The sequence below is a fragment of the Thermostichus sp. OS-CIW-29 genome, from assembly GCF_054058195.1.
Genome location: NZ_JBSSAB010000003.1, coordinates 113713 through 133573, shown reverse-complemented (window position 1 = coordinate 133573; position 19861 = coordinate 113713). Strand labels below are relative to the sequence as shown.

Here is a 19861-nt window from a genome sequence, read left to right as displayed (position 1 = left end):
GGTGACAAACCTTATCCAGGCAACTCTTTCTATAGTCATTTCGATTTAAAGCAGGACACTGCACCCACACTTAAAGTGCACCGAGCCGGAAGGCTTTTCAAGGACTCCGTCCCGCTGGCGCGATCAGAAGCCCAGGCGTCTTACCCTAAACTGAAGCAACTATATTTGACGAATATTTGACGGAGATTGGATGGAGAGGGTGTCCCTGTGGAGAAAGGTTCAAACAAACGCTTTAACTGCCATAGTAGTTGATGGCTAAAGCTCCCACCAGAGTAAGCTGAAAGACCAAGATCACGAAGTAGAAAATGGCGCGGGGCTTGAACAGAGTGAGCATCAAGCCTATGGCTTTCAAGTCTACTATCGGCCCAAACACCATAAAAGCCAACAGGGATCCCGGCGTGAAGGTGGCGGCAAAGGAGAGGGCGAAAAAGGCATCCACTGTCGAGCAGATGGAGATGATCCCGGCCAGGGCCATCATGATCAGGATTGAGAGCAATGCATCTTGGCCATAATCCAGCACAAACGAACGCGGGATCACCGTTTGAATCAGGGCCGCCATCGCCGAGCCCAAGATGAGCACGGATCCCAATTCGCGGATCTCCCTGGCCCAGGTCTGCAGCAGGAGAACTCCTTTTTGTCCCCTGGAGGGAGAAGGCGCAGCGGCCAGAGCAGAGCGATACACATCTTCAGCCGTTTGTAAAGTGGCCAGGGATCCGCCAGAGGCCCCTTGAGCAGGGCTCTGGGATCCAATCCAGAAGGTGCCCCCCTGCAACAACGGCGAGCGGGAGATGTTCTTCGGATCAGCTTCTTGGGAGCAATTGCGCTGCAGCTCCCGCCAGACTGACGGCTGCAACAGAGGCTGGAAATCCTTTTGCAGGCTGAAGATCAAGCCGACGACAACCGCAATGCCGAAGGAAAAGAGAACTCGGTAGATCACCAGCTCCGGCATGGAGCGAAAGGCAATCCAAGTGGAAAAGATCACCACCGGGTTAAACACCGGCGCCGCCAACAGAAAGGCCACCGCCACGTGGGGTGGGATCCCTTTGATCACCAGTTGACGGGCCACCGGCAGGTTGCCGCACTCGCACACCGGGAAAAAGAATCCTAAAGCGCCACCGGCCACCGCGCTGCCGATTTTGCCTTTGGGCAGGAAACGGGCCAACTGGGATCCCTCGACAAACACCGCCAGCAGCCCCGATAGAAACACCCCTAGCAGCAAAAATGGCATGGCCTGCACCACAATGCTCAGAAACAGGGTGAACCCGTCTCGCCAAAGGGGAGAGTCTAAAAGGCTCAACACACCGCCTCACGCACAATTTGGGCCTTACTGAGTTTGGATCCCGGCCCAGCGCCCTGTCAAACGGCTCTCAACCTCGCTCTTCTATGGGGATATAGCGTTGCTGGCGTTCGCCTGTGTACACCTGGGTGGGTCGGAAAAGCCGATTATCGGACAACTGCTCCCGCCAATGGGCCAGCCAACCCGCCGCTCGGGCAATGGCAAACACCGGTGTAAACAAATCTTCTGGGATCCCCAGCTTGGCGTAGACCAACCCTGAGTAGAAGTCCACATTCGGGTAGATCCCCTTCGGCCCTAGCAACTCCTCACACACCCGTTCCACTTCCAGGGCAATGTCGTAGTACTTGTCGTGGCCGTAGCGCTCAAATAGCTCTTCGGCCAGCCGCTGCAGGATGGTGGCCCGCGGATCCTTCACCTTATAAACCCGGTGACCCATGCCCATGATGCGCTGTTTTTTGGCCAGCTTCTCCTCGATAAACGAGCGTACATTTTCCACCGAGCCGATTTGCCGCAGCAGCATCATCACCTGTTGGTTGGCCCCCCCGTGCAACAGCCCCGAAAGGGTACCCACCGCCGTGGCCAGGCTGCTGTAGGGGTTAGCCAGCGTGGAAGCGCTCACCAGAAGGGCAAACGTAGAGGCATTGACCGTGTGCTCGGCGTGCAGGATCAGGCAGATGTCAAAAATGCGGGCCAACCAGGGATCCGGCTTCTTGCCCGAGAGCATGTATAGGAAATTGGCAGCATGATCCAGGTTGTCGTCCGGGGGAATGGGATCATTGCCCTGTCGCATCTGGTGGAACATGGCCACCATGGTCGGCAGCTTGGAGAGCAAGCGGGTGACGGTGCCGAATACATAGTCGGGATCCATCTCCCGCAGCGGGTAAAACAGCCCCAAGCCCGCCACACAGGTTTGCAGAGCATCCATCGGGTGGCCCGACTCCGGAAACGACTTGATCATGTCGCGGATGCGGTATTTCACCCGTCGATGACTGCGGATCGCCTGATCAAAGTTGTCCAGCTCCGATTGGGTCGGCAGCTTTCCAAAGATCAGCAAGTAGGCTGTCTCCAGAAAGGTACTGTGGGCGGTTAATTCCTCGATGGGGATGCCCCGATATTCCAGGATCCCCGCCTGGCCATCCACAAAACTAATGTTGGAGCGTGTGGCCGGAACGCCTTCCAAGCCTGGTCTGTATTCGCCATCCGCCATGGTCGGATCCTTAGAGCAAGTATTTCCTAGATAATGATGAATCAAGAGTTGCCAAAGGTGCCTGGAACCCAACCCCTTGCTCCCCTCGGGCAGTACTGACCCCGCTTCGCTACAGTAAAGCAAATTTTGGATCCCTGTAGCCAAATGCTGCCCCTGTCATCCTTCACAGAGAGCTAGGCTGGGATCCGCCTTCTATCTTGCAACAGCTCCCGCTGCCCGACGCAAAAATTGTTGCTATGGTGAGAACTGCGCCCGGCTTGAGGGATCTTGGCGCTTGCCGGAGCCTCAAAAATTTGCTCCCCCGCTTGGAGATCGGCACCGATGTCGGATACTGCTCAAACTCACCTTGGCTCCAGCCCAGTGCAAGGACTGGAGTACGTGGTGCTGGGAGTGGCCACTTGCTTCCAGCAGGATCAGGAAGGTCGCCTGGTAGAGGTTTTGGTGGCCGAGCCGGTGCCTGCTGCCGATTTGGACTGCCTGGCCCAAGAACGCCGCAGCACTTCCTATGTTCTCCTCTACGCCACAACCTACGCCGAGATCGTGAACAACGGGATCCCAACTTTGCCTGCCGAGGTTTTCCCGCCAGGGGTGTTGTTGGGAGAAGACTTCGTGGAACGGGTGCAGGCAGCGGCCCGCACCTATCGCAGCAAGCCCCAGTTTCGCCATATCCCCCTGCACCAAACCTGCACTCCAGAACAGGGGGTGTTCAGGCTCAATCACAGCGTCGAGCCCCGGCGGATCCTCAATGCGGTCGTGGAAGTGAAGGATGCCGACAACATCAAACAGCACCCCCACACCCATCGACAGCTCTGAAGAACCCAGTCAGAGGAACTGATGGCTTTCGGGCTGCAACACGATCTCGCTGGGTACAGCACCAGCGGGCGCTGTAAGGGCAAAGCAGATGGCTTCCGCAGCCGTGGCAGGGCTGAGCATCTTGTCTCGTTGCACCTTCAGGCTGATGGGATCCCAGAAGGGTGAGTCGATGCCCCCGAAGTAAAACAGCGTAAATCTGACCCCAAAGCGCTTCAGCTCATCGGCCATGCACTTGCTAAACCCGACCACCCCAAACTTGGCCGCACAGTAAGCAGAGGCCATCGCCATGGGATAACGTCCAAGGACGCCGGGAAAATTGAGGATGTGGCCGGATTTTTGCTCCCGCATGGGGTTGGCAGCCAGTTGGCTGGTGTAGAAGCTGCCCTTCAGGTTGACCGCCAGCATTCGCTCCAGGTCTGCGGGGGTTAGCTGGGGAGCAGGCTTCAGGATCCCGGCCCCGGCCAGGTTAATCAGCACGTCAATGCGCCCATGCTTTTGCACCGTTTGGTTGACCAGGGCCTCTACCTGGGCATAGTCCGTCACATCAGTGGGGATCCCCAATCCAGAGGCAGCCCCCAAAGAGGCTGATTTCTCCACCAGAGCTCGCAGGGGCTCCTCTCGCCGAGCGGCCAACACCAGATGGGATCCGGCCTGAGCCAGCATGGGCACCAGGACGCTGCCGATACCCCCTGTTGCCCCTGTGATCAAAATAACTGCCTGCGATAGCGGAGAAGACACGTTACGTTTCTTAAACTCTTTTTCCCATCATACACAGGGATCCCGACAAGCCAGTCACAGCCCCACTGGATCCCTCGACAGAGGTCATCTGAGCGATGGGGAAGACAGAAAGGGCTGGCACAGCCACAACCCACTGAACCCCAAAGTCAGCAGAGTGAGGGGCAGGCCAAAGCGCAGATGTTCCCCAAACGAGAGCACGTAGCCTTTTTTGGCCGCTGCCTCGACTGTGATCAAATTGGCCACCGCCCCAAATAGAGTCAAATTGCCCGCCAAAGTGGAGCCGGCAGCCAGCAACAGCCAAGCGGTGGTCTCCTGTCGGGGCAGGAACGATTGCAGCAACAGCACCGCCGGCACATTGGAGATGAGGTTGGATAAAACGGCCACACTACTCAGCAGGGCAAGAGGGGATCCCGCCAGACTCTCTGCCAAGGATCCCAAGCTCATCCCCCAAGCAGTTACCAGCTCTCGCGTTGCCCGCGTTAGGATGAATAGCCCGGAAAACATCACCAGCAGATTCCAGTCCACCTGCTCCAAAAATCGCTCTGGCTTCAGCCTACGGGTAATCAACAACAGGGCCGCCGCCACCAAAGCCGATTCTGCCAAGGGAAGTCCGGCTACAAAGGCCACAAACAGCCCCCCCGTAATCACCACGCTCTTGCGCAACAGGGGCGGGTAGAGCCGCAGCGGCAGCCAAGGCACCCGAGCAAAGGGTTTCAACGAGCGCACCTCAGGGTAGTACAACCACAGCAACCCCACTTCCAGCAGCAGCCCTACCACGGCAATGGGGGTCATCTGGGCAGCAAACTCCAGGTAGCCGATCCCAGAGAAGGAGCCGATCAGGATATTCTGCGGGTTGCCGCTCAGGGTGGCGACGGATCCCAGGTTGGTGGCTGCCGCCAAGCCCAGCAGATAGGGAATCGGGTTTAACCCCAGCACCGTTGTGACCTGCAAAGTCAGGGGAGTAAACACCAGCGCCAGCGTGTCGTTGAGCAGGAAAGCCGAGAGCAGCCCGCTGCCGAACACCAGCATGATCAACAGGCCAAAGGGGCTGCGGCTCACCCGAATCAAGCCCAGCAAAGCCAACTGAAAAGCCCCCCCATAAGACAAGCTGGCATTTACCACCATCATGCTCAGGAGAAACACAATCGTGGTCGGGTCAATGGCTTCCCAAGCCTGCCGTAGCGACAAGGTCCCCAAGCCAATCAACAGGGCGGATCCCACCAGGGCGATGGTGGCCCGGTTCATACGCAACCTAGGCAGGGATCCCAGTCCCAACCCGACATAGCTCAAACCCAACACCAACCAAGACAGCCCCTGCACCCCCCGATCCCTCCCGCACTTCTTTCAGGATCCCTGATGGGTTCAGCCAATGGCAAAGGCTGGAGTTGAAACAGGCCCAACATCCCCGATACTCAATAAGTCACAAATTAAGTCACAAGAACCAATCATGGTCAGAAACCTTTCGGGATAGTCCAAAAGCTCCGCTGGATCAGCGCGTTTGCCTCGGCGAGCTGCAGACCGAGCAGAGGTGGCGAGAATATCCAAGGTCTGGCCATCGTTCGTAGGATAATGGGAGCCCGCAGACATTGAGTTACCCACCGTTCACTGAGGAGTTGTCCCCTTGGTCAAAGAACGCGTAGAGGTCATCGTCCCGGCCACCACCGCCAACTTGGGGCCAGGGTTCGACTGCATCGGTGCAGCCCTAGAGCTCTACAATCACTTCTATTTTCGCGAGATCCCTTCCGGCCTCAGCATCCACTACCGCGGCAGCGACCACATCAGCCAAAGCAAGGACAACCTGGTGTACCGGGCTTTTTGCCGCGCCTTTGAGTTGCTGAGTAAGCCTGTGCCGGGGGTAGAAATCGAAATCACCCTCAACGTGCCGCTGGCGCGGGGGTTGGGCAGTTCTGCTACCGCCATTGTCGGCGGCTTGCTGGGGGCCAATGCCATTGGAGCACTCAACTTAGCTCCCGAAACCCTCCTACAACTGGCCATTGCCCTAGAAGGCCATCCAGACAATGTGGTGCCCGCCCTGCAGGGCAGTTGTCAGCTTTGTGTGCAGGGACAGCAGGGGCAATGGGTGTTCTGTCCGGTGGAGTGGCATGAGAGCATTGGCATCCTGGCTGTGGTGCCCAACTTTAAGCTTTCCACCCAAGCGGCCCGCGAGATCCTGCCCAAATCCGTCAGCTTGGCGGATGCAGTTTTTTCCAGCAGCCATCTGGGCCTGCTCATTCGCAGCTTGCAGTCGGGGCGGGTGGACTGGCTGAAGGTGGCCCTGCAGGATCGGCTGCACCAGCCGGCGCGTATGGAGCTGATCACCGGGTTCAAAACGGTTCAAGCTGCAGCCATGGCTGCCGGAGCCTATGGAGTGGTGATCAGCGGAGCCGGCCCCACTCTTCTGGCCCTCTGTGCTCCCGAGAATCGGGAACGGGTGGGATCCGCGATGGTCAGCGCTTGGGCGCAGTTGGATATTGAAGCGGAGGCCAAACTGCTCAACCTGGACCGGCAGGGAGGACGGGTGGTGATCCACTCCCAGCCGTCTGGATAGGAAACTTCCTGTCCAATCGGGGAGCTACCCTGCTGCCGGGAAGCCATCTTGCAGCAGCAACACCAAGGGCGGAAGAAATAGCCAAGCCGCCACCATCAAGGACGCCACTGCCGCCATCAACACCGCTGCCGCCGCGCAATCTTTGGCGATCTCGGCCAGGAGATGGTACTTGCTGCCCAGGGTGAGATCCACCACTGCTTCCAGAGCGGTATTCACCAGCTCCAGCGCCATCACCAAACCGCTGGTCAGGCTGATCAGGGCCATTTCCACAGCGCTCAGCCGCAGGCCCAGCCCAAGGCCAAAGGCCATCACCGCCATCACCATGTGAATGCGCAAGTTGCGCTGGGTGCGGATGGCATAGACCAAGCCCTTGCCCGCGTAGTAGAAACTTTTGCCCAGGTTGTCAGCCACTTGCCAAGAGGGGGGGCGTCGCCAGGGATCCCTTCCCAAGGGCTCGGCACTGGCTGCCCGATCCGCCTCAGATGGCTGCGCTGGGTCTCTGGAATGGACGCGCCGCCGGAACACCGCCAGGCGAGAACGCTCCGGCAACCGACTAGGGCTGTTGGCCATGGGCCACCTCCCCATCCAGTTGGATGGCGGCAAGCAACTGTCGCTGTTGCTGCAACATGCGCTGCAGGGACAGTTCATCCGGGTGATCCCACCCCAGCAGATGGAGCAACCCGTGGCTGGCCAACCAGGCCAACTCTTGCGAAAGACGATGCCCCTGCGCCTTGGCCTGTGCGCGGGCGGTGGGCACCGAAATCACAATATCCCCCAGTAGGCGTACCCCCGTTATGTCTTGGATCCCAAAGGGGGCAAGCATCTCCTGTGCGGCAAAGGCCAACACATCGGTGGGCTCGTCGAGATGGCGAAACTCGCGGTTGAGCTGGCGGATGTGTTCATCGGAAGTGAGGCAAAGGCTGAGCTCGCATGGCTCCTGTACTCCCAGCTCTTTCAGCCAGATCTCGAACCAATGACGCCAAGTGGCTTCTTCAATCGGGCTGGGGATGTTGAATTGCAGATAGAGATCTAAAAATCCATCCATGCGGGCCTCACTCACACCACGCCCCTTATTCTACTGGTTTGCCCAGATTGGGCCAGGTTTTGCTTCTTTGCTCTGCCAGCTGTTTCAGCGCCTGTCGTAGTCGATTCTCCAGCTCATGGCAGCCCGAATGCAAATCCTCTGGCGGGAACAGATCTCCGGCAACGCCGACCGCCCAGGCCCCTGCTTGCAGGTATTCCGCTGCCTTGGCCAAGGTGACTCCCCCGGTGGGGATCAACGGCAGGGATCCCAGCACCGATTGTAGATGGCGCAGGTAGCGGGATCCCCCCATGCTCTCCACCGGAAACACCTTTACTGCCGTTGCCCCCGCCTGCCACGCCCTCCAGATCTCGCCGGGGGTGAGGGCACCGGGCACGATGGGCAGCCCCACCTCCCGACCCCAACGGATGACTTGCTCATCGGTGAAGGGGCAAACGCAAAACTGGGCTCCTGCCTGCCAAGCCTGCTCCGCCATCTGTCGATTGAGAACAGTGCCCACCCCTATCCAACACTGCGGGTGGTCTTGCCGCAGTTGGGCAATCAACTCCAGGTATTGGGGAACTTGCGTGGTGATTTCAATGTGGCGGATCCCGGCCCGGATGGCCAGCATGGATCCCTCGAGAGCTTGGGCTGGGCTGGCCCAGAGGCGGATCACGGCAATCAGCGGCTGCTGCCACAGATGGAGTAACCAGGGGTGCTGTAACCCTTTTCTGAAACTGCACTCAGCATCCTCGAATGCCATCTGTAGGAAAATACCCGCTCAGTGTTTTGCAGTTGCTTGGGTTTAGCTTAAGTTTAATTGCAATCCAAAAACGAAAAAGTCAGCCTGCCAATGAAATAATGACAAACCATAAAGCCTAAACGTCTTTTCTTTCAAGGGAAAGCCTAGCAGATGACTCAGGAACAAGCAAAGCCGGTGTTTTATAGGGGCAACTGTTTGCGCGTTCGTGGCCTTTGCCGGAGTGTTTGCTTTTCCCAGCTTTTCACGGCGTTGCTGGTTCCTGCTCTGGCCTTGTTTTCTCCCTAACCGGTGCTGAACTCAGCAGAGAAGAGGAGGAAGATTCCTCAAACCAAAGGTGCCGCAAGGTATCCCGTCTGTATGAGGCAACTTTTTGGTTGGCCTTCTAAGCGTGAGGTTTGCCAGCAGGTGAGCGGCCAGTTTATCGTCATTTCCTAGTTTTTCTAGTCCGTTGAGGTTGCTGCCGCTTGAGTTGCATGCCGTCAGGCCTGTGGGATCCGGAGGTGGAGTCGCTACTGTCTGGCTCTTCTGTTGCTGTTCGGAGTAGCCCTAAATAGCCAGCTCAGGCCCGATTCAGATCCGTGGGGATCTTTGTATCCTTAGGGTCGATGGGTCAGTCGCAGAGGGTGTGAGGAGTGACGAGTCTGAGTCGTGGGGCACGCAGACTGAAAGTGTGGGTGATGCTTGGATTGCTCACCCTCTTGCTGTTGGGGGGACTGGGGGGGGTTGCCCCGTCTCAGGCGCAGAATGTCAACCAATTGCAACAGCGGCAGCAGCAGATCCAGCAACAAATCCAGAGCACTCAGCGCCGCTTGGGAGAACTGCGCCAAGCAGAAGAAGAAGCCCGCCGCCGCATGGGATCCCTGCAGCAAAACCTTCGACAGACCGAATCCAGCCTTCGCGACAATCAGTATCGCTTGGAACAAGCTCAGAAAGCGCTGGAGCAAGCTCAAAGGGAGCTGCAGGAGCTGGAAGACCGCCTGAGACGGCAGCAACAGGGCACGGCTGCCCGTTTGCGCTACATGCAGCGACGGGGGGCCGAACATTGGTGGGCTCTGCTGCTCACCAGCCGTGACTTGAACGAGTTTTTCGACCGCCGCCACCAACTGCAACTGTTGATCGAGGCGGATCGGCAGTTGATCCAAGAGCTGCAAGCAATGGCCAAAGAGGTGGATCAACAGCGCATTGCTCTGGAGATGCAGCGCAACGAGATCTCTTTGATTTTGCAGGAGCTGGCCGCCCAGAAGAACCAACTGCAGCAGCAGGCGGTCGCCCAAGAGCAGCTGTTGAGCCGCTTGGCCAACGAACGCGCGGCCTATGAAGCAGCCCAACGGCGGCTGGAAGCCGATTCCCAACAGTTGACTCTCCTCATCCAGCAACTGATCGCCCAGCAGGCCCAACAGCAGGGGGGCAGGGATCCCGTTCAAGGGACGGGCCGATTCATCGCTCCGGTGCGCGGGCCGATCACCAGTGGCTTTGGCTGGCGGGTTCACCCCATCTACCGCAGTCGCCGCTTTCATGCGGGGATCGATTTTGGTGTGCCCACCGGCACTGCGGTGAGAGCCTCCGACCGGGGCACCGTCATCTACGCCGGCTGGTACGGCGGCTATGGCTACACGGTGATTGTGAATCACGGGGGCGGCATCACCACCCTGTACGCCCACAACAGCCGCGTTGCCGTTGGGGTAGGCCAGCAGGTGCAGCGGGGGCAAGCAATTGCTGCTTCCGGCTCCACCGGCCTCTCCACCGGGCCCCATGTTCACTTTGAAGTGCGCGTCAACGGCCAACCGGTGGATCCCCGCCGCTACCTGTGAAGCAAAGCCTCCGTCGGCAACAGCTTCAGGGATCCCGCCTGCAATGTCCACCGCACATCGGCAATGGAGGACAGCTCCTCCGGGTCGTGGGAAACCACCAACACCGTCCAGGTGGACTTTAGCCGAGCCAACAGCTCGATCAACTGCCGTCGCACCGACCAATCCAATCCTGCCGTCGGCTCATCCAGCAACAGCAAAAACGGGCCACGGATCAACTGGACGGCCAGGGCCAAGCGCCGCTGTTGCCCGCCGCTGAGGCGGTTTGGGGAGGTATGTAGAGGGATCCCTTCCAATCCCACCTGTCTGAGGGCGTTTTCGATCTCTTTTCTCTGTAGCTCTGGATAACCAAAGCGCATTTCCTCCAGCACCGTCAAGCCGCAAAAGTGGCGCTCTGGAAACTGAAACACCAACCCCGCCATGCTGCGCAAGCGGTTGGGGGAAAGTTCTGCCCCTCCCCAGGTAATCCGTCCTTGGGTGGGCCGCGCCAAGCCAGCCAAAATCTCCAGCAGGGTGCTCTTGCCCGCCCCACTTTTGCCCACGATCAGCCCCAACTGGTTCAGGCCCAACTCAAAGGAAAGATCGTTGAGAATGGGCTGGGAAACGCCTGCCGGATGGTAGGAAAGATGCTGAACTTGCAACATGGGGGGCAAAAGAGGGGGATGCTGTCGTTATTTTGGCACCGGAAGATCCCCGCGCGACAGCTATGGCCCTTCTTCAGCGGGAAGGTCGAAGCTTGGGAAACACCTCTATCCGGAGGAGCAGATTAAGCTAGCCTGAAGGTAGGGTAAATTATCGCTCTGGTTATCCTGATGGCGCAGCCTTCTTCTGCAGATTCTCCTTCGGTTGGGGCGGGATCCCCCCCCCAGCTGAGTTACACCCGCCTGGCCATGCGCAACATGGTGCGCAAAGGCAAGACTTCCCTGCTTCACTTCACCCTGACAGCGGTGGGGTTGGTGGCCCTGCTGGTGGGGCTGGCCTACCTGTTTCACTAAGTTCTGTTAAGTTCCGTGGGCGGGTTCTGGCCATACTCTCCTGCGGCTGTTCCTCGGCCGGGAAAGATACACGCTGAGGGGTCTTTCTTGTTACACTCCATGTCCCTTTTTAAGCTTTTCCCAAGGTTAGTGTTAGGAAGGAACAAGCAGCAATGGCTCCTACGGTTAGACCTACGGTCCGCTTCCGCGAACGAGCGCACGGCAATCCCGGCTGCTGAAACGCCAACCTTTGGCTTTTGGATTTTGGCCTATGCAAACTTCGCCAGACCTCACCTCCGCTCGTTCTGTCATTCGCCTGCTGCTGTTCGCCAAGAGTCGAGCTGTTGTTGCCGAGCTTGAGGAGCATCTGCGCCAGCACATCCAGGGGTTGCCCGGCCAATACCCTGCTCAACTGGAAGTGGTGCCGCTGGAGGAGCACCCCTACCTGGCAGAGCATTACAAGCTGGTGGCCACTCCGGCTCTGGTCAAGGCTGAGCCCTTGCCCGCTCAAGTTTTGGCGGGCGCAGACTTGGCGACGCAGTTGGAAGTGTGGTGGCCTCGTTGGCAAGGCCAAGCGGCTTTGGCCGCCCATCAAGAAGGAGCAGGACGGGATCCCGCCTCCCCTCCGACCACCGAGGCGCTGTTGCAAATGTCGGAAGAGGTGTTTTTGCTGCGGCAGGAGCGGGCCCAATTGCGGGAGCAGTTGGACTTCAAAGATCGCGTTCTGGCCATGCTGGTGCATGATTTGCGCAGCCCCCTGACGGCCACGGCTCTGGCGGTCGAAACCCTGCAGCAGGGGCGGGAGGGATCCCTGGACAAAGCCCTGGAGCGGCAGTTGTTCGATCACGCCCGCCAGCAACTGCGCAAGATGGACAGCATGATCACCGATATCCTGGAGTCGGCCCGCGGCGCTGCCTCGGAGCTGAGAATTCGAGCCGTAGAAACCCAGTTGCCCACTCTGTGTCAGTCGGTGATCGAGGAGCTGTGGCCGCGCATTCAAGGCAAGCGGCTGCAGTTTCAAGCGGATATTCCCGTGGATCTGCCCTCTGTTCACGTGGATCCCGACAAGATCCGCCAAGTTCTGTTCAACCTGCTGGACAACGCCATCAAGTACACCCCCGCCGGGGGATCCATCCGCCTCGATGTCCTCCATCGCACCAGCCAAAAGGTGCAGGTGACCGTCAGCGATACTGGCCCTGGGATCCCGGAAGCCGACCAAGAGAGCATCTTCTCCGATTCTGTCCGTCTGTCCCGGGATCAACAGCAGGAGGGCTATGGCATCGGCCTTTCCCTCTGCCGACGGATCGTGCGCGCTCACTACGGCCAGATTTGGGTGGAGTCTTCCTTGGGCAAAGGCAGCAGCTTTCATTTCACTTTGCCCGTGTATCGGCTCTGCAAGGGCTAGCCGGGAGCTGGCTCCCCATGGGTGTGAGCCCCCTCAGAGAGAACAGATCTGACGGTTTTCCTGGACTTGGCAAAAGCGCTCCGCGCCGCTTCCGCGACTATTCCCAGCCCCTCTTCCAGAGGGAAAGGGGGGTCACGGATCAACCTAAGTTTTTAAAACGACTCCGAGTGGATGCTCTGGCAACAGGGACTCATCCTGCCTTTGGCGGGGTTGTTGCTAGGCTTCGTGTCGCGAGGACGGTTTGATGGGCGTTTTGCAATCGTAGGTCAGGTTGGTCAATTTGTGGGTTTAATTAAGCCAAGCTCACCGAAGTTGAGTCGGTGAAACGGTCAGCATTGTCTGTTAGGAGCATGGCGTTAGTACTCCGCACCGCTGTCGGGAAAAGGCAACCGTTCTCATGACCAAAGCAAGGGAGAGGAAAGGCACCGATCCATCCGCGCTAGCGGGCCGTGGGCCTTTGCGAGAGAAGTCGCGGGATCCCCGCCGCCCCTCACAACCTGCCAAGAACGCCGTCCCACCTCCGGCGGAGTCAAAGCTGCGAACGGGATCTGGTCGCCTGCTTCCTGCCCCCAGGGGATCCCTATTGGTTTCCCCTCCTCAACCGCTGCGTCTTGCTCGCCAGAAAGCCATTGCTCGTCTGCGCCAACGGGCTGCCCGGCCTCGCCGCTTGAGACGTTCTCCATCTCTCGGGCAAGTGTTGCTCAGGGGACTGAGCTTAAGTCTCATCCTGGGCCTGACAATGGCGGGCCTCTCGCAACTGCTGCAATCGACCACCGCTGGCCGGATAGAACAGGCCACGACGCAGCTTGGGGATCCTCCCCCGTCGGCATTCCCGAGTAACATTCTGCCGGGAGAAGCGATCCCGGCTTTGCAGGAGCGCTTGGCCGCTTTGGCCGACCAACCGGGCTTGACGGCAGGGGCTCTGTTCTGGGAGGTGGAAACCGGCGCCTTTGCCGGGGTTAGGCCGGATCAGGCTTTTCCTGCCGCCAGCGTGATCAAGATCCCCATTCTCTTGGCTTTTTTCCAGGCTGTGGAAACCGGACAGGTGCGGCTGGATGAGAGGCTCACTCTGCGGGAAGATCTCAAGGGAGGGGGAGCTGGTGTGTTGCAAACCCGACCCCTCGGATCCCAGGTTTCTGCTTTGGAAGCGGCCACCCTGATGATCACCCTCAGCGACAACTTCGCCACCAATCTGATCATCGATCGCCTGGGTGGACGGGAGGCTCTCAACCAAAAATTTCGCCAGTGGGGACTACAACACACGCAAATTTCTTGGTGGCTACCGGATCTGGAGGGCACCAACACCAGCAGCCCGCGCGACATGGTTTGGCTGCTCAGCCAGGTGGAACAGGGGCGCATGTTGAACCGCCGTAGCCGCGACCGCTTTTTGGACATTCTCTGGCGCACCCAACGGCCCTCCTATTTCCGGCCCAACTTGGGTCAAGAGGTGCGCATTGCCCACAAAACGGGAACCTTGAGCTCCGTGGTGGGGGATGCCGGGATCCTGGATTTGCCCAACGGGCGGCGCTATGTGGCGGCGGTGTGGGTGAAGCGAGAAACCCCCAACGATCCCAGAGCCGAAGGGCTGATCGCCAGCCTGTCGCAAGCAGCCTATGAGTTCTGGTCTGCTCCCGAGGATCCAACGGCCAAGGACTCCATGGGCAGCCTGGAACGCTAAGTCTTCCACTCCGCAAATCTTTCCATATTGCTACGCAACGCTTACGCGAACGCAGTAGCAGTGCGGAGCACTATTCCAGGCAGAGCACAAATGCCAGAGTGGAGAAACAGGCGTTGAGGGAAAACGATATTGCTACGCAACGCTTACGCGAAGGGGCACCTGGTCAGCATCAACCCCACCACCGGAGAGGAATTGGCTCGCTACCCCGTTTTCGACGCTGGGCAGATCCAGAGCTGTATCGCCCAAGCCCACGAGCGGTTTCAGAGCTATCGTCGGATCCCGTTTGCTCAACGATCCGCCTGGCTGAAGCGGGTGGCAGGGATCCTGGAGGAGCGCAAAGCGGAGTTTGGCCGCCTAATCAGCCTGGAGATGGGCAAAACCTTGGCCTCTGCCGTTGCGGAAGTGGAAAAATCCGCTTGGGTTTGTCGCTACTATGCCGAGGAGGCAGAGGGATTCTTGGCCGAGCGCTCCATATTGCTACGCAACGCTTACGCGAACGCCAGCGATGCCAGCCGCAGCGGGATCCGCTACCAGCCGCTGGGGGTGATTTTGGCGGTGATGCCCTGGAACTTTCCCTTTTGGCAGGTGTTTCGCTGTGCAGCCCCGGCCCTGATGGCGGGCAACACCCTCTTGCTGAAACATGCTTCCAACGTGCCCCAATCGGCTTTGACCCTAGAGCAGATCTTTCGGGAGGGGGGATTTCCGCCAGGGGTCTTTCAAACCCTGCTGATCACAGCAGCCCAGGTGGCAGAGGTGGTGGCGGATGAACGGGTGCGGGGGGCCGCCCTCACCGGGAGCGAAGCCGCCGGCTCCAGCCTGGCCCGTTTGGCCGGTCAATATCTGAAAAAAACAGTGCTGGAACTGGGAGGGAGCGATCCCTTCATCGTGCTGCCCAGCGCCGATCTGGAGGCAGCAGTCGCCACAGCGGTCACGGCCCGTCTGATCAACAACGGCCAGTCCTGCATTGCCGCCAAACGATTTATCCTACACAGGGCTATCGCCGAACCTTTCACGGCTGCCATGACGGAGCGATTTCGCCGGCTCAAGGTAGGGGATCCCTTGGATCCGCAAACGGACGTGGGGCCTCTGGCTACTGCCAGCATTCTGCAAGAGGTGGATGGACAGGTGCAGGCTTTGGTGCAGGCGGGGGCCAAAGTTCACATCGGTGGCTCCCCCTGGGGAGGGAATTTTTACCCGCCCACAATCCTGAGCGACATCCCCCCGGATCATCCGGTGGCCCACCAGGAGGTGTTCGGGCCGGTGGCGCTGTTGTTCACCGTCCCGGATGTGTCGGCAGCCATCGAGCTGGCCAACGGCACGCCCTTTGGCCTGGGTGCCAGCGCCTGGACAACCGATCCAGAGGAACAAGAGCGCCTGCTGGAGGAGCTGGAGGCGGGATCCGTGTTCATCAATGGCATGGTCAAGTCCGACCCGCGCCTTCCCTTCGGCGGCATCAAACGCTCAGGGTATGGACGGGAACTGAGCCGGGAAGGGATCCTGGAATTTGTAAATGTCAAAACCATTTGGGTGAAGTGATGGCGGAGACTCCTCAAAGGGATCCCCAGCCGGCGACGGATCCCGTGATCAAGCTGGATCAGTTCCTCAAGCTGGCGGGGGTTGCTCCCACCGGTGGGCAGGCCAAGCAGCTCATCCAAGCGGGGCAAGTGCGGGTGAATGGCGAGGTGGAAACCCGGCGGGGACGCAAGCTGCGCTCAGGAGATGAGGTGGCCGTGGGAGGTGGAGTTTGGCGAGTGCGCCTGGATAAGACCCCAAAGTCAGATCAGTGAACGGGTCAGTGCAACCGGATCAAAAGAAGCATGGCCAAGGCCCCGATTCCCCCTGCCACCGCAAACTGCCATTCCAGCCCCCACAGCAGGCAGGCAACTCCGGCCAGGATCTGGATCCCACCGGTGATCCAGTAGGGGAGGCGCGGCGGATCCACCAAGCCGTTGAGCCAGTGGCCCAGCCCCATTTGCCACAGCCAAAACACCCCCAGGTATGGGCTCAAAGCTGCCAAAGGGGTACGCCCGACAAAGGGCAGCACCGAGAGGATCATGCCCTGGGCGATCACCAACGTCCACACCAAACCCACAAAGTAGAGGTGGGCCAGTCCGGCTGTTCGAAACTCCGGCAAGCTAGTCTGCCGCACCATGTAGCCCAACCCAATCAGGGAAATCACCAGCCACAGCCAGTTGATGTTGGCCTCTTGGTGAAACTGGGTGGCAGCAAACCCAATCCCCAAAAGGACGGCCCAAACCAGGTACACCCGCCGACAAATGTTCCAGAAGGGAAGAGGGGTTTGCATGGCCTCCACCTAATCGACGACGACAATGCGGCCCACCATGCTGGGGTGGATATCGCAGAAATAGTCCTGGATCCCAGCTACTTCGAACACCACCGCTTTGCTCTCGTTGCGACTTAGCCGTCCCGTCCCTTGAAACTGCGCTCCCTCCACAGGAGTAGCCGTGTGGGGGGTGGAATCCAGGTTGGTGAAGGTCACCTTGCCCCCCCGCTTGAGGGTAACCTCCGAGGGCAGGTATTGAAACCCCCGAATGATTACCTCTGCTGCCGCCGTTGCTTCGACGGGATCCCGCTCCGCAACGGAGCTGGCTTGTCGCCACCGATCCACGGCCAAGATGGCCCCCACATTGAGCAGGGATCCCAGCCCACTGAGCAACAGCAACCGCCGCGTCATTGGCATAGGGCTTTCTCCACACAGGTTAGGAAGCGAAAAAAAGCTGAGGCGTTCAGAAGAAGGCGATTGCGACAGCGGTGTGGAACACCTTGACCTCCAAAGAACCTCCAAAGATCTCCAAACCCCAAGATCCTACAGAGGACGTTGGAAGGCTTTGGAGATCAGCGCCGGTGGGGGTTCTACACCTTGCTGTCGCCGGGGGTTGGCGGCTTTAGCTGGAAGTCATCGCCGGCAGGGGCTTTACACCTTCAGGATCCAGCGCTCCCGAGTCTCGGCGCTGACAAAGGGGGCAGGCACCACCAGAATGCTGGGATCAAGGCTGTGGAACACGGCCCGGATTGCAGTGGCATGGGCAACTTCGTTGGGGCCAATGGTGCTGGCGGCAGCCACCAGGTCTTTGTTGGAAAGCTGGACAAAGGCATCGTTGTAGGCTAGGGCCGCATCGAACTCCAGAGCCAGGGCCAGCTTGGCGATGTTGGCATCGGAGTCGAGATTGCCTTCTTTGTTGTCGATGTAGGTGGAAAGGTCGTAGCTATCCCGGGCCCGAGAGGGTATCCCTCCCAGTTGGCGCACGGCGCCCGCCAGCAGATCCCGGTGCTGTTCGTGATCCTTCAGGTTCTTGGTGGCCACTTCCAACACGATCTTGCCCACCTCAGTATTGCTCAACTTGCCGGCAGCGGTTTTGTAGGCCCAGATCGCCTGCTGTTCCAAGTCAATGGCCGCGTTGAGGATGGCGATGTCGGCAGTGTTGGACTGGGCGGCACCGGGCAGGGTGCGCAATCCAATTGCTCCACCTACGCCCGCCAGCAAACCAGCCAACAACAAGCTGCGGCGGGAAGTTGCAGGGCTGGGATCCCATTCGGCGGCCAATTGAGGCAGAGCGAAGGGAGTCTTTGCAGTCTTCATCTCAAGTCTCCTGTCTCGAAAGATGGCAACCAACCTTCAGGGGCTTGCTCTGGGTCGGGCAATTCCCTCTGGCCTGGTCTGATGGAGATACGCCGTGGATGCCGCCGCGGATGCCTGAGGGAAGAGATTTTCGTGGTCAAATAGCCATGAAATGCCTCCTCGAACTCCCCTCTCCCTCTGGGAGAAGGTCCGGGCTATCTTAAAAGCGTGTCCAACGGCTCCAGTGGGGGCCAGCATTCGGTCGGTAGTGTCGTTATCCATCCATGCGATTCTGGGCGTGAACCTGCACCTTGCTCTGCCGGAGGCCAGCCTACAGAGCTACGCCACCTGGATTGAGGCGCGTATTCGGGAGGGTCAGGGCGCTCAGGTGGTTACCTGCAACCCGGAAATGATCATGCAGGCGCAGCGGGATCTGGCCTTTGCCCAGGTGCTGCAGGCAGCAGAGCTGGTGATCCCCGATGGCATTGGGGTGGTGTGGGCCCTGCGGCGGCAAGGGATCCGCGTCCAGCGGGTGCCGGGGATCGAGCTGGCAGAAACCCTGATCCCGTTGGCGGCAGAACGGGGGTGGCGCTTGGCCCTGGTGGGGGGAAGGCCGGAAGTCAACCGGGCAGCAATTCGATATTGGCAAGCCCAGTGTCCTGCTTTGGCCCTCTGGGGCTACCACGGCTACTTCTCTAGCGAGGAAGAAAAAGAGCTTCTGCAAGCTCTCCAGGAATTTCGACCGCAACTGGTGTGGGTGGGGCTGGGATCCCCGCGGCAGGAGCTGTGGATCCAAAAGTGGCGTCCCCTTTTGCCCCAAGCCATCTGGATGGGGGTGGGGGGCAGCTTGGACATTTGGGCCGGCCAAAAACGGCGAGCGCCCCGTTGGTGGCGTGACCATCACCTGGAATGGTTGTATCGTCTCTATCAGGAACCCTGGCGCTGGCGACGCATGTTAGCTCTGCCCAGCTTTGTCTGGCGAGTGCTGTGGGATCCCTCTTCTCGTTTGCGCCCCTAGTCTGCCGGCGCTCTCTCCCTCCTCTGTCTAGGCGCTTACTATGGTGATCGGTCAGCACATCGGCTATCCTCCTCGCTTACACCGTTGGGCGGGTACGGCTCCGACCCCTCATCCCCCTGCCCCAGCCCATCCAGAGGCCACCCTGGGCTTTTACAGCAGCACCCAATCCGGATCCCTGCAAGCCCCGGCCAGCATGGTGTCCTTGCGGGGCGTGAGCAAAGTCTTTCCCAACGGCAACTTGATTTTTCAGGATGTGAACTTGGAGGTGCGCCGCGGCGAGTTCGTGTTCGTAACGGGGGTCTCCGGAGCAGGCAAGTCCACTCTTTTGCGACTGCTCTACGGGGCGGAACAGGCCACCGAGGGCACGGTCATCGTCGATCAAGTCTGTCTCTTTTCTTCTGAAGGGCGGCGGCGACCCTACCGCATCCCACCGCGTCCGCTGGCCATGTTGCGGCGGCGCTTGGGGGTGGTTTTCCAAGATTATCGCCTTCTGGCCAACCGCACCCTGGCAGAAAATGTGGCCTTCGTGCTGCGCGCCCAAGGGCTGTCCCCCGCAGAAATCCGCCGTCGCATCGGGCCGACCCTAAAGATGGTGGGGCTGACCGAAAAGCGAGATCACTTTCCCCATGAGCTTTCGGGGGGGGAACAGCAGCGCCTTAGCCTGGCCCGGGCCATTGTCAACATGCCGGTGTTGCTGCTGGCGGACGAGCCAACAGGAAACCTAGATCCGGAAAACTCCCTCTTGGTTCTCCAGATTTTGGAGCGGCTCAATTCCTTTGGGGTGACCGTCATCATGACCAGCCATGACCCCTATCTGGTGGAGCGGGCCGGCCACCGGGTGGTGCGCATGGAGGGAGGGCGCCTGTATGATCTGCGCTGAGGGGCTACCGGGATCCCTACTTTGCTCTTCACAAGCTTTTTGAGATCCCGGAGAGCAGCTTTGCCGGTTGCATCAGCAGACCGTAGGCCCTAAGCCAGCCGCATCAGCACAACAGCGGCACCGCCCGCGGC

Annotated in this window: 21 protein-coding genes; 10 read left to right on the top strand and 11 right to left on the bottom strand. The window is 59.4% G+C overall.

The genetic code is table 11. From position 1 onward, the window contains the following. Positions 1–232 precede the first annotated feature (232 nt). Together ACVWZJ_RS02290 and ACVWZJ_RS02285 are read right to left on the bottom strand one after the other, a co-directional pair. Positions 233–1300 carry a permease gene (locus ACVWZJ_RS02290; protein ID WP_457394337.1) on the bottom strand — a complete coding sequence of 356 codons (1068 nt, stop codon included), beginning with the start codon at positions 1298–1300 and terminating at the stop codon, positions 233–235. A gap of 67 nt (positions 1301–1367) precedes the next feature. Continuing rightward, positions 1368–2504: a citrate synthase gene (locus tag ACVWZJ_RS02285; protein WP_011433503.1), complete on the bottom strand. Its 1137-nt coding sequence runs from the start codon at positions 2502–2504 to the stop codon at positions 1368–1370. Between the two features lie 321 nt (positions 2505–2825). On the opposite strand from ACVWZJ_RS02285, the gene ACVWZJ_RS02280 reads away from it, so the two are divergent. Beyond that, positions 2826–3317, top strand: coding sequence for a hypothetical protein (locus ACVWZJ_RS02280; RefSeq protein ID WP_457394334.1), 492 nt, complete (start codon positions 2826–2828; stop codon positions 3315–3317). A gap of 9 nt (positions 3318–3326) precedes the next feature. On the opposite strand, the gene ACVWZJ_RS02275 is transcribed toward ACVWZJ_RS02280, so the two are convergent. Next, positions 3327–4055 carry an SDR family oxidoreductase gene (locus tag ACVWZJ_RS02275; protein WP_011433499.1) on the bottom strand — a complete coding sequence of 243 codons (729 nt, stop codon included), beginning with the start codon at positions 4053–4055 and terminating at the stop codon, positions 3327–3329. Between the two features lie 84 nt (positions 4056–4139). Then, positions 4140–5375 carry an anion transporter gene (locus ACVWZJ_RS02270; RefSeq protein WP_457394330.1) on the bottom strand — a complete coding sequence of 412 codons (1236 nt, stop codon included), beginning with the start codon at positions 5373–5375 and terminating at the stop codon, positions 4140–4142. Between the two features lie 301 nt (positions 5376–5676). Between ACVWZJ_RS02270 and thrB the strand changes: the two genes are divergently transcribed. Then, entirely contained in the window at positions 5677–6603 is a 927-nt protein-coding gene (gene thrB, locus ACVWZJ_RS02265; protein ID WP_011433497.1) for a homoserine kinase, read from the top strand. 24 nt (positions 6604–6627) lie between these two features. Here the strand turns inward: thrB and ACVWZJ_RS02260 are convergent, their stop codons facing one another. Genes ACVWZJ_RS02260 through eda form a run of 3 tightly spaced genes read right to left on the bottom strand, consistent with a single transcriptional unit; the run spans position 6628 to position 8387 of the window. After that, entirely contained in the window at positions 6628–7173 is a 546-nt protein-coding gene (locus tag ACVWZJ_RS02260) for a diacylglycerol kinase (protein ID WP_414522155.1), read from the bottom strand. Then, complete coding sequence (ybeY, locus tag ACVWZJ_RS02255; RefSeq protein WP_011433495.1) at positions 7157–7648, bottom strand: rRNA maturation RNase YbeY; 492 nt, start codon at positions 7646–7648, stop codon at positions 7157–7159. Before ybeY ends, ACVWZJ_RS02260 begins: the two co-directional genes overlap by 17 nt. Positions 7649–7673: 25 nt before the next feature. Further along, positions 7674–8387, bottom strand: coding sequence for a bifunctional 4-hydroxy-2-oxoglutarate aldolase/2-dehydro-3-deoxy-phosphogluconate aldolase (gene eda / locus ACVWZJ_RS02250; RefSeq protein WP_457394326.1), 714 nt, complete (start codon positions 8385–8387; stop codon positions 7674–7676). A gap of 677 nt (positions 8388–9064) precedes the next feature. On the opposite strand from eda, the gene ACVWZJ_RS02245 reads away from it, so the two are divergent. Further along, positions 9065–10198, top strand: coding sequence for a murein hydrolase activator EnvC family protein (locus tag ACVWZJ_RS02245; RefSeq protein ID WP_457394323.1), 1134 nt, complete (start codon positions 9065–9067; stop codon positions 10196–10198). Here the strand turns inward: ACVWZJ_RS02245 and ACVWZJ_RS02240 are convergent. Further along, complete coding sequence (locus ACVWZJ_RS02240) at positions 10189–10839, bottom strand: ABC transporter ATP-binding protein (protein ID WP_011433492.1); 651 nt, start codon at positions 10837–10839, stop codon at positions 10189–10191. The two genes, ACVWZJ_RS02245 and ACVWZJ_RS02240, sit on opposite strands and share 10 nt — an antisense overlap. Before the next feature lie 168 nt (positions 10840–11007). On the opposite strand from ACVWZJ_RS02240, the gene ACVWZJ_RS02235 reads away from it, so the two are divergent. The 5 genes from ACVWZJ_RS02235 (at position 11008) to ACVWZJ_RS02215 (ending at position 16039) form a co-directional block, all read left to right on the top strand. Further along, positions 11008–11190 carry a DUF3285 domain-containing protein gene (locus ACVWZJ_RS02235; RefSeq protein ID WP_414352125.1) on the top strand — a complete coding sequence of 61 codons (183 nt, stop codon included), beginning with the start codon at positions 11008–11010 and terminating at the stop codon, positions 11188–11190. 250 nt (positions 11191–11440) lie between these two features. Next, on the top strand, positions 11441–12574 hold the full coding sequence (locus tag ACVWZJ_RS02230; protein WP_457388017.1) for a histidine kinase: 1134 nt from the start codon (positions 11441–11443) through the stop codon (positions 12572–12574). Between the two features lie 397 nt (positions 12575–12971). Then, positions 12972–14252, top strand: coding sequence for a serine hydrolase (locus ACVWZJ_RS02225; protein WP_457394320.1), 1281 nt, complete (start codon positions 12972–12974; stop codon positions 14250–14252). Between the two features lie 129 nt (positions 14253–14381). Continuing rightward, positions 14382–15788 (top strand): NAD-dependent succinate-semialdehyde dehydrogenase, encoded by a 1407-nt coding sequence (locus ACVWZJ_RS02220; protein WP_457394316.1) that lies wholly within the window; start codon positions 14382–14384, stop codon positions 15786–15788. Continuing rightward, positions 15788–16039, top strand: a complete 252-nt coding sequence (locus ACVWZJ_RS02215; RefSeq protein WP_049749586.1) for an RNA-binding S4 domain-containing protein — start codon at positions 15788–15790, stop codon at positions 16037–16039. Before ACVWZJ_RS02220 ends, ACVWZJ_RS02215 begins: the two co-directional genes overlap by 1 nt. Before the next feature lie 5 nt (positions 16040–16044). On the opposite strand, the gene ACVWZJ_RS02210 is transcribed toward ACVWZJ_RS02215, so the two are convergent. The 3 genes from ACVWZJ_RS02210 to ACVWZJ_RS02200 form a co-directional block, all read right to left on the bottom strand. After that, complete coding sequence (locus ACVWZJ_RS02210; RefSeq protein ID WP_011433486.1) at positions 16045–16557, bottom strand: hypothetical protein; 513 nt, start codon at positions 16555–16557, stop codon at positions 16045–16047. Between the two features lie 9 nt (positions 16558–16566). Continuing rightward, complete coding sequence (locus ACVWZJ_RS02205; RefSeq protein ID WP_148202742.1) at positions 16567–16953, bottom strand: cupredoxin domain-containing protein; 387 nt, start codon at positions 16951–16953, stop codon at positions 16567–16569. Between the two features lie 234 nt (positions 16954–17187). Continuing rightward, positions 17188–17853: a DUF4439 domain-containing protein gene (locus ACVWZJ_RS02200; protein ID WP_011433484.1), complete on the bottom strand. Its 666-nt coding sequence runs from the start codon at positions 17851–17853 to the stop codon at positions 17188–17190. A gap of 247 nt (positions 17854–18100) precedes the next feature. Between ACVWZJ_RS02200 and ACVWZJ_RS02195 the strand changes: the two genes are divergently transcribed. Continuing rightward, entirely contained in the window at positions 18101–18850 is a 750-nt protein-coding gene (locus ACVWZJ_RS02195; RefSeq protein ID WP_011433483.1) for a WecB/TagA/CpsF family glycosyltransferase, read from the top strand. A 193-nt stretch (positions 18851–19043) separates the two neighbouring features. Further along, on the top strand, positions 19044–19730 hold the full coding sequence (locus ACVWZJ_RS02190; RefSeq protein WP_011433482.1) for a cell division ATP-binding protein FtsE: 687 nt from the start codon (positions 19044–19046) through the stop codon (positions 19728–19730). Positions 19731–19861 lie beyond the last annotated feature (131 nt).

Bases quoted from the DNA above. Each gene is read 5' to 3' on its own strand.
- ACVWZJ_RS02215 (WP_049749586.1), top strand. From the start codon at position 15,788: ATGGCGGAGACTCCTCAAAGGGATCCCCAGCCGGCGACGGATCCCGTG.
- ACVWZJ_RS02190 (WP_011433482.1), top strand. From the start codon at position 19,044: ATGGTGTCCTTGCGGGGCGTGAGCAAAGTCTTTCCCAACGGCAACTTG.
- ACVWZJ_RS02200 (WP_011433484.1), bottom strand. From the start codon at position 17,853: ATGAAGACTGCAAAGACTCCCTTCGCTCTGCCTCAATTGGCCGCCGAA.
- ACVWZJ_RS02225 (WP_457394320.1), top strand. From the start codon at position 12,972: ATGACCAAAGCAAGGGAGAGGAAAGGCACCGATCCATCCGCGCTAGCG.
- ACVWZJ_RS02240 (WP_011433492.1), bottom strand. From the start codon at position 10,839: ATGTTGCAAGTTCAGCATCTTTCCTACCATCCGGCAGGCGTTTCCCAG.
- ybeY (WP_011433495.1), bottom strand. From the start codon at position 7,648: ATGGATGGATTTTTAGATCTCTATCTGCAATTCAACATCCCCAGCCCG.
- ACVWZJ_RS02280 (WP_457394334.1), top strand. From the start codon at position 2,826: ATGTCGGATACTGCTCAAACTCACCTTGGCTCCAGCCCAGTGCAAGGA.
- ACVWZJ_RS02205 (WP_148202742.1), bottom strand. From the start codon at position 16,953: ATGCCAATGACGCGGCGGTTGCTGTTGCTCAGTGGGCTGGGATCCCTG.
- ACVWZJ_RS02245 (WP_457394323.1), top strand. From the start codon at position 9,065: ATGCTTGGATTGCTCACCCTCTTGCTGTTGGGGGGACTGGGGGGGGTT.
- ACVWZJ_RS02285 (WP_011433503.1), bottom strand. From the start codon at position 2,504: ATGGCGGATGGCGAATACAGACCAGGCTTGGAAGGCGTTCCGGCCACA.
- eda (WP_457394326.1), bottom strand. From the start codon at position 8,387: ATGGCATTCGAGGATGCTGAGTGCAGTTTCAGAAAAGGGTTACAGCAC.
- ACVWZJ_RS02210 (WP_011433486.1), bottom strand. From the start codon at position 16,557: ATGCAAACCCCTCTTCCCTTCTGGAACATTTGTCGGCGGGTGTACCTG.
- ACVWZJ_RS02230 (WP_457388017.1), top strand. From the start codon at position 11,441: ATGCAAACTTCGCCAGACCTCACCTCCGCTCGTTCTGTCATTCGCCTG.
- ACVWZJ_RS02235 (WP_414352125.1), top strand. From the start codon at position 11,008: ATGGCGCAGCCTTCTTCTGCAGATTCTCCTTCGGTTGGGGCGGGATCC.
- ACVWZJ_RS02260 (WP_414522155.1), bottom strand. From the start codon at position 7,173: ATGGCCAACAGCCCTAGTCGGTTGCCGGAGCGTTCTCGCCTGGCGGTG.